14 protein-coding genes are annotated in these 11,922 nt (G+C 64.0%); 9 read left to right on the forward strand and 5 right to left on the reverse strand.

Going from position 1 to position 11,922, the window contains the following annotated elements; genetic code table 11:
• Position 1: 1 nt before the first annotated feature.
• From lepB to nagZ, 8 genes are all read left to right on the forward strand, one after another.
• A complete protein-coding gene (lepB, locus tag QTH91_RS03650; protein WP_286658663.1) occupies positions 2–973 on the forward strand; it encodes a signal peptidase I in 972 nt (323 codons plus the stop codon).
• A 38-nt stretch (positions 974–1,011) separates the two neighbouring features.
• A complete protein-coding gene (locus tag QTH91_RS03655; protein WP_286658664.1) occupies positions 1,012–1,374 on the forward strand; it encodes a DUF4845 domain-containing protein in 363 nt (120 codons plus the stop codon).
• Between the two features lie 26 nt (positions 1,375–1,400).
• Positions 1,401–2,096 carry a ribonuclease III gene (rnc, locus tag QTH91_RS03660; protein ID WP_286658665.1) on the forward strand — a complete coding sequence of 232 codons (696 nt, stop codon included), beginning with the start codon at positions 1,401–1,403 and terminating at the stop codon, positions 2,094–2,096.
• A 119-nt stretch (positions 2,097–2,215) separates the two neighbouring features.
• Positions 2,216–3,166: a GTPase Era gene (gene era / locus QTH91_RS03665; protein WP_286659603.1), complete on the forward strand. Its 951-nt coding sequence runs from the start codon at positions 2,216–2,218 to the stop codon at positions 3,164–3,166.
• A 6-nt stretch (positions 3,167–3,172) separates the two neighbouring features.
• On the forward strand, positions 3,173–3,943 hold the full coding sequence (gene recO, locus QTH91_RS03670) for a DNA repair protein RecO (RefSeq protein ID WP_286658666.1): 771 nt from the start codon (positions 3,173–3,175) through the stop codon (positions 3,941–3,943).
• Positions 3,940–4,692, forward strand: a complete 753-nt coding sequence (locus QTH91_RS03675; RefSeq protein WP_286658667.1) for a pyridoxine 5'-phosphate synthase — start codon at positions 3,940–3,942, stop codon at positions 4,690–4,692. Before recO ends, QTH91_RS03675 begins: the two co-directional genes overlap by 4 nt.
• Positions 4,689–5,084, forward strand: coding sequence for a holo-ACP synthase (gene acpS / locus QTH91_RS03680; RefSeq protein ID WP_286658668.1), 396 nt, complete (start codon positions 4,689–4,691; stop codon positions 5,082–5,084). The genes QTH91_RS03675 and acpS overlap by 4 nt, the downstream gene beginning before the upstream one ends.
• Entirely contained in the window at positions 5,081–6,169 is a 1,089-nt protein-coding gene (nagZ, locus tag QTH91_RS03685) for a beta-N-acetylhexosaminidase (RefSeq protein ID WP_286658669.1), read from the forward strand. Before acpS ends, nagZ begins: the two co-directional genes overlap by 4 nt.
• Here the strand turns inward: nagZ and QTH91_RS03690 are convergent.
• From QTH91_RS03690 to QTH91_RS03705, 4 genes are all read right to left on the reverse strand, one after another.
• A complete protein-coding gene (locus tag QTH91_RS03690; protein WP_286658670.1) occupies positions 6,166–6,687 on the reverse strand; it encodes a YgjP-like metallopeptidase domain-containing protein in 522 nt (173 codons plus the stop codon). The genes nagZ and QTH91_RS03690 overlap by 4 nt on opposite strands.
• Complete coding sequence (locus QTH91_RS03695; protein ID WP_368389455.1) at positions 6,684–7,847, reverse strand: Hsp70 family protein; 1,164 nt, start codon at positions 7,845–7,847, stop codon at positions 6,684–6,686. Before QTH91_RS03695 ends, QTH91_RS03690 begins: the two co-directional genes overlap by 4 nt.
• A gap of 125 nt (positions 7,848–7,972) precedes the next feature.
• Entirely contained in the window at positions 7,973–9,508 is a 1,536-nt protein-coding gene (gene lysS, locus QTH91_RS03700) for a lysine--tRNA ligase (RefSeq protein ID WP_286658671.1), read from the reverse strand.
• A 224-nt stretch (positions 9,509–9,732) separates the two neighbouring features.
• The gene (locus QTH91_RS03705; protein ID WP_286658672.1) at positions 9,733–10,380 is read right to left on the reverse strand and encodes an LON peptidase substrate-binding domain-containing protein; all 648 of its coding nucleotides are present in this window, start codon (positions 10,378–10,380) and stop codon (positions 9,733–9,735) included.
• Between the two features lie 53 nt (positions 10,381–10,433).
• Here QTH91_RS03705 and QTH91_RS03710 point away from each other — a divergent pair, with 53 nt between their 5' ends.
• Entirely contained in the window at positions 10,434–10,991 is a 558-nt protein-coding gene (locus QTH91_RS03710) for a YggT family protein (protein ID WP_286658673.1), read from the forward strand.
• Positions 10,992–11,044: 53 nt separating this feature from the next.
• Here QTH91_RS03710 and accD read toward each other — a convergent pair whose 3' ends face one another.
• Positions 11,045–11,917: an acetyl-CoA carboxylase, carboxyltransferase subunit beta gene (gene accD, locus QTH91_RS03715; RefSeq protein WP_286658674.1), complete on the reverse strand. Its 873-nt coding sequence runs from the start codon at positions 11,915–11,917 to the stop codon at positions 11,045–11,047.
• Positions 11,918–11,922: the final 5 nt, after the last annotated feature.

An 11,922-nucleotide genomic window follows, 5' to 3' on the forward strand; every position in this document is an offset into this window, starting at 1 on the left:
AATGCCCTTCATCACTTCCATCATCCTGGCCGCGTTCGCTGGCTATATCGGCGCGTGGTATTTCGGTGCCGTCGAAGGCAACTTCGCGCTGCTGCTCTTCCTGGCGACCGTGGTCACGGGCCTTTACTGGTTGGCAGAGCGTCTTTATTTCCTGCCGCGCCGTCGCAAGGCGGCCAGCAACTACGAGCGCAACCTCGCCGAGCGCACTGACGAGCTCGCGCGCCAAGGCATCAGGCAAACCGACACGGTCGACCCGAAGGCGCAAGAGCGACTGCTCATGCAGCCCTGGTGGCTGGATTGGACGGCAGGGCTTTTCCCGGTGATCCTGGCCGTGTTCCTGCTGCGCTCGTTCCTGTTCGAGCCTTTCAAGATTCCTTCAGGTTCGATGATGCCGACGCTGCTCACCGGCGACCTCATCCTGGTCAACAAGTTCACCTACGGTCTGCGCCTGCCGATCATCGACAAGAAGATCACCGATGGCACGCCTCCGAAGCGGGGCGATGTGATGGTTTTTCGGTATCCGCCCAAGCCAAGCCTCGACTACATCAAACGGGTTGTGGGTGTGCCGGGCGACGAGGTGGCCTATCTCAACAAGCGGCTCACGATCAACGGGCAAGCGGTTTCGAAGGACGCGATGCCCGACTATTTCGACGAGGAGACGATGCGCTACCTCAAGGAATACAACGAAAACCTGACAGGCGTCGAACACAAGATTCTCAATGACGAGACACGCCGGGCGGGATTGTCCGAAGCGGAGGTTTCCCAGTTCCCGAATCGTGACAATTGCCGTTACAGTGTTGAAGGCGTTGTCTGCAAGGTGCCGCCCGGTCATTACTTCATGATGGGCGACAACCGGGACAATTCGCTGGATTCGCGCTATTGGGGCTTCGTTCCGGACAAGAACATCGTCGGCAGGGCGTTCTTCATCTGGATGAACTTTGGGAATTTCGGGCGCATCGGATCGTTTCAGTAATTGAAATTCCGCAAAACAATATTTAGAGGGTCAATGGCATGAGGGTGTTGCGTTGGGGTCGCGCCGCGCGTCAGCGTGGTATCTCGTTCATCGGTCTGTTGTTCGTGGCGGTGGTCATCGGTTGCGTAGGCGTCGTCGTCGCGCAGGTGATCCCGACGCTGATCGAGTACCAGGCCATCCTCAAAGCATCCAAGAAGGCAGCGGAAGGGACAACGGTCCCCGAAGTGCGCGCCATCTTCGATCGGGCGCAGGCCATCGACGATTTCAATGCCGTCGCGGGCAAGGATCTCGTCGTCCAGAAGGTCGGCGACAAGGTCGTGGTGTCCTTCAATTACGAGAAGGAAATTCACCTCTTCGGACCGGCATTCCTTTTGCTCAAGTACGAGGGTAGGTCGAGCTAGTCTCGGCAAGCCGTCGTCTCTGGACTGTGTCGGAAAGCGCTCTGGCCGCGCTCCAAGCGCGCATTCGGCATCGGTTCTCCGATGTGCGCCTGCTCGAGCGCGCACTCACGCACCGAAGTTTTTCTGCCGATCACAACGAGCGCCTCGAATTCCTGGGTGACTCGGTGTTGAACCTGGCGGTGTCTCACCTTCTGTACAACCGCCTTTCGCAACTGCCTGAAGGCGATCTTTCGCGGGTGCGCGCCAATCTGGTCAAGCAGGACACCCTGCACCGATTGGCCCTCGACTTGGCGCTGCCTTCGCTCTTGCGCCTGGGCGAGGGCGAGGCCCGCTCTGGCGGCCAGAATCGGCCATCGATATTGGCGGATGCCCTCGAGGCCGTCATTGGTGCGGTCTACCTCGATGCCGGTTACGAGTCCGCTCAGGCCCTGGTTCACCGACTGTACGAGCCGGTCAAGATCAGCGCCAGCATGGATGCTGCCGCGAAAGATCCGAAAACCGAATTGCAGGAATGGCTCCAGGGCCACAGAATGAAGCTACCCGCCTACCGGGTGGCCGCCACGCTCGGCGCCGCGCACAAGCAGACCTTCGAGGTCGAATGCACGGTGGAAGAGCTTGGATGGAGCGAGCGCGGCATCGGTGCATCGCGCCGGGCCGGCGAGCAGGCCGCCGCCGCCGCCATGCTCCTGCGCCTGAAGGCGCGCAACCAGGGAAAGAAATGAGTCAGCAAACCCCCAAGCAGCCGCCACCCGCAACGCCGGAAGGCGAGCCGCAAGGCGTGGCCGATCCAATCAACGCGTCTCCGGATGGCTCGCCCCCGGAACAGGGCGACTTGCCGGCAATGCCACCCATGCCCGCGCTGCCAGAGAGCGTGCCTGGCCGCCGCTGCGGTCTGGTGGCCATCGTGGGCAAGCCCAACGTGGGCAAGTCGACGTTGCTCAATGCGCTGGTGGGCCAAAAGATCAGCATCACCTCGCGCAAGGCGCAGACCACGCGCCATCGCATCACCGGCATCCGGACTCTGGAGCAGGCTGATGGCACCGGCACGCAGTTCGTTTTCGTCGACACGCCAGGCTTCCAGACGCGCCACGCCAACGCGCTCAACCGCTCGCTCAACAAGACCGTGCTGGGTGCGGTGGGCGACGTCGACCTGATCCTTTTTGTCGTAGAAGCCGGCAGCTTCACGCCGGCCGACGCCAAGGTGGTGTCGCTGCTCGGCCAGGGCATACCGGTCCTGCTGATTGCCAACAAGCTCGACAACGTCCATCGCCGGGCCGACCTTGCACCCTGGCTGGCCAAGATGCAGCAGGACCATGCATTTGCCGAGTACATGCCCATGTCGGCCAAGAATGCCGGCGACGTCCGGCGCCTGCTCAACCTGTGCGAAAAGTTCTTGCCCGAGCAGAACTGGTGGTACGACGCAGAAGAGCTCACTGACCGCAGTGAACGTTTTCTCGCCAGTGAGACGGTGCGCGAGAAGCTGTTCCGCCTGACTGGCGACGAGTTGCCCTATACCTCCACCGTCGTGATCGACAAGTTCGAGGAAGAACCGCCGCAGCGCAAGGGCCAGAAGCGCCTGGTGCGCATCGCGGCCACCATCGTGGTGGAGCGCGACGGCCACAAGGCCATGGTCATCGGCGACAAGGGCGAGCGCATCAAGCGCATCGGTACCGAAGCGAGGCAGGAACTCGAGAAGCTGATGGACGCCAAGGTCTTCCTGGAGATGTGGGTCAAGGTGCGATCCGGCTGGGCCGACGACGAGGCGCGGGTGCGCTCCTTCGGCTACGAGTAATTCGCCATGGCCACGCATCGTGTCGCGCACGAGCCGGCCTTCGTGCTGCATCGCTATGACTGGAGCGAATCCAGTCTCATCCTTGAGACCTTCACCCGCCAATACGGTCGCATCGCACTGGTCGCCAAAGGCGCCAAACGGCCGTCGTCCAACTTCCGGCCGGTGCTGTTGCCGCTGCAACCCTTGCACGTGAGCTTTGGCGGGGATGCGGAGATCCGCACGCTGAAGTCCGCCGAATGGATGGGCGGCCACGTGATGCCCACCGGCGAGGCGTTGCTCGCTGGCTACTATCTCAATGAATTGCTGATGCGCCTTCTGGCTCGCGACGACCCGCATCCCGCGTTGTTCGACGCCTACGCGGGCGCCGTCGAGGTGCTGGCGGGCGACCATGCTGGCGCGCGCGGAGCCGCGCAGTCGTCGGCGCTGCGATCGTTCGAACTGATCCTGCTGCGCGAGATCGGGTTCCTGCCCGCGCTCGACGCGCAGACATCGACGCTGGCGCCGCTGGAAGCTCAGCATCCTTATGCGCTGGTGCCCGAAGCCGGCCTGCGCGACGCGGATGAGTCCGAAAACGCACTGTCGGGCGCGCAATGGCTGGCGCTGCAGGTGGCGCTGGATGCTCGCCTGTCTTTCACCAGCACCTTGCGTGAAATCGCAGGGCTGGCCGCGGGCGGCAACGCTGCCTTGCGCCATCAGTTGCGCGTCTTGCTCAACTACCATTGCGGCGTCGCGACGCTGCGCACGCGGCAACTGATGCGGGACCTTCAAGCACTATGAGCCATCCGACCACAGCCCTTTCGGTCAACCTGAACAAGGTCGCCCTGGTGCGCAACACGCGCCACCTGGGCATTCCCAGCGTGCCGCTCGCAGCGGCCATGTGCCTGGATGCGGGGGCGCAGGGCATCACAGTCCATCCGCGGCCGGACGAGCGCCACATCCGGCCTCATGACGTGCGCGAGTTGTCCGAACTGCTTCGCCGCGACTGGCCAGATGCCGAGTTCAACATCGAGGGCAACCCGTTTCACAACCTCATGGAATTCGTGCGCGAGCTGCGTCCGCATCAGGCCACCTTCGTGCCGGACAGCGAGGACCAGTTCACCAGCGACCACGGGTGGACCTTCCCGGACGATGCAGAGCGCCTGCGGCCCTTGATCGAGGAGTGCAAGGCCCTCGGCGTGCGCGTGAGCCTGTTCATGGACCCCGCCGCAGAGATGATGGCCGGTGCCAAGGCCGTGGGCGCGGATCGCGTGGAGCTGTATACCGAAGGCTATGCCGCCTCCCGTGGCACTTCCCGGGCAGGCACCGTGCTCGGGCTGTATTCCCAGGCGGCTCAGGCAGCGCAGGCTGCGGGCCTGGAGGTCAACGCCGGCCATGACCTGAGCCGCGACAACCTGACTGACTTCCTGCGCGCCGTGCCGGGCGTGCGCGAGGTGTCCATCGGCCATGCCTTCATTGCCGATGCGCTGGAACTTGGCTACGCCGCCACGACGCGTGAGTACCTTCGCTGCATCGAGGATGCCCGGTGATCTACGGGATCGGTACCGACATCTGCGACATCCGGCGCATCGCCGCCACCTTCGAGCGGCAAGGCGAGCGATTCGCAACCCGCGTGCTGGGTGACGCTGAGCTGGCCGTGTGGCGCAGTCGCAGCACGCGCTGGCCCCAACGCGGGCTGCGTTACCTGGCAACGCGCTTTTCCGCCAAGGAGGCCTTCAGCAAGGCCATCGGCAAGGGCATGCGCTCGCCCATGAGCTGGCGGCTGTGCGAGATCCTGAATCAACCCAGCGGCCAACCGCAGATCGTCCTGCATGGCGCGCTCAAGGAATGGTTCGATGAACGCCACCTGTCCGCCCACGTTACCGTGACCGACGAATCTGACTACGCCGCCAGTTTCGTGGTGGTTGAACGCCAAGCATGAATCGACAGACCCACCATTCGCCGCTCGTGATCGACGTCGCGGGCACCGCGTTGAGCGACGCTGACCGGCGTCGCATCCAGGACCCGATGGTCGGTGGCGTGATCCATTTCGCTCGCAACTGGAAAGACCGCGCCGCACTGTCGGCGCTCAACCGCGAGATCAAGGCATTGCGGCCTGACATGCTGATCTGCGTCGACCAGGAAGGAGGCCGGGTTCAGCGGTTCCGCACCGACGGCTTCGCGCGGCTTCCGGCAATGCGCGCTCTGGGGCAGCTGTGGATGTCGGACGCGATGCAGGCCGTGCGGGCCGCGACCGCCTGCGGATTCGTCATGGCCGCGGAACTGCGCGCGTGTGGTGTGGACTTCAGCTTCGCGCCGGTGCTCGACCTGGACCACGGCGGCAGCGGTGTCATCGGCGACCGCAGCTTTCACCGCGACCCGCGCGTGGTGGCGCTGCTGGCCAAGAGTGTGGCGCATGGCATGCTCCAGGCGGGCATGGCCAGCTGCGGCAAGCACTTCCCGGGGCACGGGTTCGTCAAGGCCGATTCGCACGTGGCAATTCCGGTCGATCGGCGCAGCCTCAAGGTCATCCTCGCCGACGATGCCCGGCCTTTCGAATGGATGTCCGGGACCCTGCCGGCCGTGATGCCGGCACATGTCATCTATGCCAAGGTGGATGGCCTGCCGGCCGGCTTCTCGCCGCGTTGGCTGCGGGAGATCCTGCGCGGCAAACTCGGTTTCGAAGGCGTCATCTTCAGCGATGACCTGAACATGGAGGCCGCGCGGCACCTGAAAGGCGAGCAACTCGGCTTTGCGGACGCGGCCCTGACGGCGTTGGCCGCGGGTTGCGACATGGCATTGCTGTGCAATCGCAGCGTGGGCGATGGCGCGGTGCTCGATGCCTTCTTGCACGACATGACCAGCGCCGCAAGAGACGGTCGCTGGCAACCGGACCGCGCGAGCGAGTCGCGTCGTCGCGCCTTGCTGCCGGTAGGCCCGGCGCCAGAGTGGGCCGAACTGCATGACATGCCCATTTACCGTCGCGCCGCTGCTCAGGTGCAGGCGCTCGCGGCGCAGGTTGGCTAGCCCGGCTCAGGATTCGGCGGCGCCCAAAGCGCTTCGCCACCCACGTCCAGGTGCGTCAGGTAGAGCCGAAGATCCAGCTCGTATTGGTGATAGCTTGGCTCCATGTGCGTGCAAAGCGCGTAGAAGGCCTTGTCGTGCGCGCCTTCCTTCATGTGAGCCAGTTCGTGCACAACGATCATCCGCAGGAATTCGACGGGCACGTTGCGGAAGATGCTGGCGACCCGGATCTCGCGCTTGGCCTTGAGCTTGCCACCTTGTACTCGCGTCACGGTGGTGTGGGTGCCCAGGGCATGTCGGATCACATGCAGCTTGTTGTCGTAAGCCACTTTCGACAGCGGCCCGGCATTTCGCATGGCCTCGTTCTTCAAGGCGTCGACGTACTGGAAAAGCGCACGGTCGCTGCGTACGTCGTGGGCCGTTGGATATCGCCTCGACAGCAGCCTACCCAGCCCCGCGCCAGCGATGCAATCGCGCACCTGGGCCAGCAATCCCGCAGGATAGCCAGACAAGTACTTCATCGCCTTGCCGTGGCGCCGAAGCGAGCGCGTGCCGCGTAGGCAAGGCCGGAGGCGACGCCGCCGAACAGGTCACCCTCGACGATGGGTACGCCAAGAAATGTCTTGCGCAGTGCGTGCTGAAACGGCCGCAATGCAGACGAGCCACCGGTCAGGTAGATGGCCGCGACGTCGCCAGTTCGCAGTCCCGCATTGCGCACGCACGCGTGCGCGCATGCCGTCACGCCCTCCAGCAGCGCGGCCAGATGCTGATCCATGTCCTCGGAGGTCAGCAGAGCGGCCAGTCCATGCTCCACGACATCAAGGTCGATCGACGTGGGTTGGCCAGTGATCGAGGTCTGGATCTTGGCCTGTTCGACCTCGTTGGCGATCCGGTGGCCCTGGCGGTCTTCCAGCACCGTCATCAGTCGGTCGTGCAGCCGTCGATCCTTGTAATTGGTTCGCAGCTGACGTGCCTGAGCAATCGCCTTGGGCGTCTGCTGCCAATGGATCAGGTGCCAGGTCGAGAGATCGAAGAACACGCCGCTGGGCACTTCGCGCCCGTCCGGCCCAATGTGGCGATGGCCCAGCAGGGGCATCACTCTTTCCAGGTTCAGGCGCTGGTCGTAGTCGGTCCCGCCGATGTGAACCCCGGTCGTGGCCAGGATGTCATGGGTACGGCTTTCCTGAGCGACGCGCTCGGGCCCAAGGCGAACCACGGTGAAGTCAGAGGTGCCGCCGCCGATGTCGACGACCAGGACCAGCGTTTCGCGCGTCACGCGTTGTTCGTAGTCGAAAGCCGCTGCGATCGGCTCCAACTGAAAGGCAATGTCGCGAAAACCTGCGCTTTGCGCGGCCAGGCGCAGACCTTCTTCCGCTCGCGCGTCGCGCTTCGGATCGTCGTCGACAAAATGGACCGGGCGGCCAATGACCACCTGCGAAGGACGTTGGCCCAGCTCGACCTCGGCGCGACTGCACAGCTCGTGCAGGTAGCGTGCGACGATGTCCTGGAAGCTCACCAGACCGTCGTACACGGCCGTGGTCTCCTGCATGAGTGGCGTTCCCAGCAGGCTCTTGAGCGAGCGCATCAGGCGGCCTTCGGTGCCGGCGAGGTACTGGGCGATTGCGTCGCGGCCGAAGTGTGTACGCCGCTCTTCGGCATTGAAGAAGAGAGCGGTCGGCATGGCCGTCGCTTCTCCTTCTATGGGCAGCAGCCGGGCCGTTGCCGAGGCCGGGGCGAAGGCCACCGCCGAATTCGATGTGCCGAAATCGACACCGATGGGCGTGGCCACGGCTGCGCGGGCGTCGTTCAAGCTTCGCGGCGCAGCGCGGGAAAGAGGATGACGTCGCGGATGCTTGGCGAATCGGTCAGCAGCATCATGAGGCGGTCGATCCCGATGCCGCAGCCGCCGGTGGGTGGCATGCCGTATTCGAGTGCGCGCACGAAGTCGTGATCGAAGAACATGGCCTCGTCGTCGCCGCTGTCTTTGGCCGCGACCTGGGCGTTGAACCGCGCGGCCTGGTCCTCGGCGTCGTTGAGCTCAGAGAAGCCGTTGCCGAACTCGCGGCCGGTGATGTAGAGCTCGAAGCGCTCCGTCACTTCGGGCCGCTCGTCATTCGCGCGCGCCAGGGGCGAAATTTCGGTCGGATGCTCCATGATGAAGGTGGGCTGCCACAGCTTTTCTTCCACCTTTTCTTCGAAGTACATGACCTGGAGGCTGGCCAGCGTGCGGCCGGACAGCCTGTCCTTTTCCTCGGAAAGCCCGAGCTTCTTCAGCTCGGCGCGTAGCCAGTCGGCGTCGTCGACACGCTCGCCCGCGTCCGTGTGGGCGAGGATGGCTTCGCGGATCGTCAGGCGCGCGAACGGGGCGGCCAGATCCACGGCCTTGCCTTGGTACTCGAGCTGCAAGCTGCCCACTGTCTTTTGCGCGATCGTGCGGATCAGCGATTCGGTGAAGTCCATCAGGTCGCGGTAGTTCCAGTAGGCCGCGTAGAACTCCATCATCGTGAACTCGGGGTTGTGGCGAACCGAGATCCCTTCGTTGCGGTAGCTCCGATTGATTTCGAACACCCGCTCGAATCCGCCAACGATCAGGCGCTTGAGATACAGCTCGGGCGCGATGCGCAAGAACATCTCCTGGTCGAGCGCGTTGTGGTGCGTCTTGAATGGCTTGGCGTTCGCACCCCCAGGAATGGGATGCAGCATGGGCGTCTCGACCTCCAGGAAGTCGTTGGCCACCATGAATTCGCGAAGGGCGCTCACCGCACGGCTACGGCGCGCAAAGCGCTCGCGGGCTGATTCGTCGGTGATCAGGTCGACGTAGCGTTGGCGGTACTTCTGCTCCTGATCGGCCATGCCGTGGAACTTGTCGGGCAGTGGGCGCAGGCTCTTGGTGAGCAGGCGCAGGCGAGTGACGTGGATCGACAACTCGCCGGTCTTGGTCTTCATCAGCGTGCCTTCGGCGCCGACGATGTCGCCCAGGTCCCATCGCTTGAAGTCGGCGTAAGCCTCTTCGCCGATGGCGTCGCGCGTCACGTAGAGCTGAATGCGGCCGGTGGCGTCCTGCACCGTGGCGAAGCTCGCCTTGCCCATGACGCGCTTGAGCATCATGCGCCCGGCGACGCTGACGGCAACCGGCTGCTCCTGCAGCGCTTCCGCCGTCGATTGGCCGTGCGTCCCCAGCAGCGCTGCTGCGCGCTGTTCCGGCTTGAAATCGTTGGGGAACGCCACGCCCTTGCCGTCGGCCTGGGCAGCGCGCAGCAGCTTCAGTTTTTCGCGGCGCTCGGCGATCAACTGGTTGTCATCGGACGCGGGTGCTGCGGCGGGGGGCGTGACTTGAGTCATGAGAGTTCTTGAGTCGAAAAGGGCATTGCCTGAGCGCGCGAGCAGACTTGGTCGCTCAGAAAGACGCGTTCAGAAAAAAGCTGGGCGGCTGATGCTGTGTTCTGCCGGCTAGCGGCCGAAAAGCCTGTCGGCAGATGCATAACCATCCATTTTAAAGGGCCGGCGCCGCTTGGACTGCGGCGAACGAGCGCCAGGGCGTGTCGACTAGCGATGCCAGTGCGGCGTCAACCTTTGGTGATGCCGCTGCGCGCCAGCAGGTCGTCGACCAGTTCCAGTCGCATCAATGGGTTGTCGAGCGCCATCATGCGTTGCTTCAGCTCAGGGGGCATGGGCAGCAATTCGCACCAGCGATTGGCCACCCAGCCGCAGTCGTCGAGCCGATGCGGCGTTGGAATCGGTGAGCGCACCGCATCCTGCGCTGGCGCCTGCTCGCGCATTTCCAGCGTTGCGATCACCTGACGCAAGGCTTGAGCGCAGGGCAGGAGATCTTCGGGGATGGACACCGCCACGTCGTCGGCCATCCATTGCACCTTGGCGATCCACAGGCCGTTCTTCTGTTGCTCGCTTTCATGGATGCGAAACCGACGCGTGCCGCGGCATTCGATGCGAAGCAGTGCGGGTTGCAGCGCTTCATAGTGGGTGATCTCCGCCAGCGTGCCGACGTCCGAAAAGCGTTCAACCTCGGCGCCGGCCACGCGCACCTCGGATCCGTGCGTCAGCGCCACGACGCCAAACGGCGATTGCAACTGATGGGCCTGGTTCACCATCTGCAAGTAGCGCAGCTCGAAAACCCGAAGCGGCAGCAAGCCATCGGGAAAGAGAACGCTCCCAAGAGGGAACAGCGGCAGGGCAATCAGGTCGGTGGGGGTCATCAAGAGCTTTCAGCGTCGTTATCATCGCACCCGGTTCCATCAGCGGCCCCCTCATGTTCGACGAAATCACTTCGCTTATTCTCAATGTGGTTGCAGGCTTGCTTGGCGGTGCCTGCCTGCTGCGGCTCTACATGCAGTACCACAGGGTGCCCTTCGGCAACCCGCTCGGGAGCTTCGTCTTCGCCATTACCGACTGGATCGTGCTGCCGCTGCGGCGTGTGGTGCCCGCATTCCGGCGGTGGGACCTGGCCAGCCTGATCGCCGCTTGGCTGCTGGTGCTTGTCAAGTTCCTGCTGTTCTTCTTGCTCGTTGGAGCAAGCGTTCGCTTTGCCGCGTTGCCCCTGCTTTCGTTGATCGGGTTGCTGCGACTGGCCGTGTCGGGCTTGACTGCGCTGCTGGTGGTTTACGCCATCCTGTCTTGGGTGCCCACCGCGTCCTCGATGCTTCACGACCTGCTCGAACGGCTTGCGCTGCCGCTGGTGCGCCCGATGCGCAAGGTTGTGCCGCTGGTGGGTGGGGTCGACCTGTCGGTGGTCGTGGTGATCGTCCTGCTGCAGATCCTGGACATCGTGCTGCGCAACGCCGAAGCCTGGGCCTTTTCGTTGGGCTGATGCGACAAGCCCCGCTCAGGGCGGGGCTTGGCACGTTCTTGATGCAGTCTTGATCAGGACACCGCGTCTGCCGGTTGGCGAAGCAGCATGGCCAGCGTGCTGGCGATGGTCTTGCGCAGTTCCCGCCGATCGCAGATGAAGTCGACGGCGCCCTTCTCCTGCAGGAATTCGGCGCGCTGGAAGCCCTCGGGCAGCTTCACGCGAACGGTGGATTCGATCACTCGCGGGCCCGCGAAGCCGATCAGCGCCTTCGGTTCCGCGATCACGACGTCGCCCATGAACGCAAAGCCGGCGCTCACGCCGCCCATCGTCGGATCGGTCAGGACGCTGATGTAGGGCAGGCCCTTCTTGGCGAGGCGGGTCAGTGCAGCGTTGGTCTTGGCCATCTGCATGAGCGAGAGCAGGCCCTCCTGCATCCGCGCGCCGCCGGTGGCGGTGAAGCACAGGAAAGGAACCTTCTGTTCGATGGCCGTCTCCACCCCGCGAACGAAGCGTTCGCCCACCACGCTGCCCATGCTGCCGCCCATGAACTCGAACTCGAAGCAGGCGGCCACCACGTTGATGGTGTGGACTGAGCCGCCCATCACCACCAGCGCGTCGGTTTCCCCGGTGTTTTCCAGGGCCTCCTTGAGGCGTTCGGGGTACTTGCGGCTGTCCTTGAACTTCAGAGCGTCCACCGGTAGCACTTCCTGGCCGATCTCGTAGCGGCCTTCCGCGTCGAGGAAGGCGTCGAGCCGCGCGCGTGCGCCAATGCGATGGTGATGTGCGCAGTTCGGGCAGACGTTCTGGTTGTGCTCCAGGTCGGTCTTGTAGAGGACGGTGTCACAGCTCGGGCACTTGATCCACAGGCCTTCAGGCATTTGACGCCGCTCGCTGGGCGGGGTCTGCGAGATCTTCGGGGGAAGCAGTTTTTCAAGCCAGCTCATGTTCT

This window comes from Variovorax dokdonensis, from assembly GCF_030316895.1.
Classification (GTDB): domain Bacteria; phylum Pseudomonadota; class Gammaproteobacteria; order Burkholderiales; family Burkholderiaceae_C; genus Variovorax; species Variovorax dokdonensis.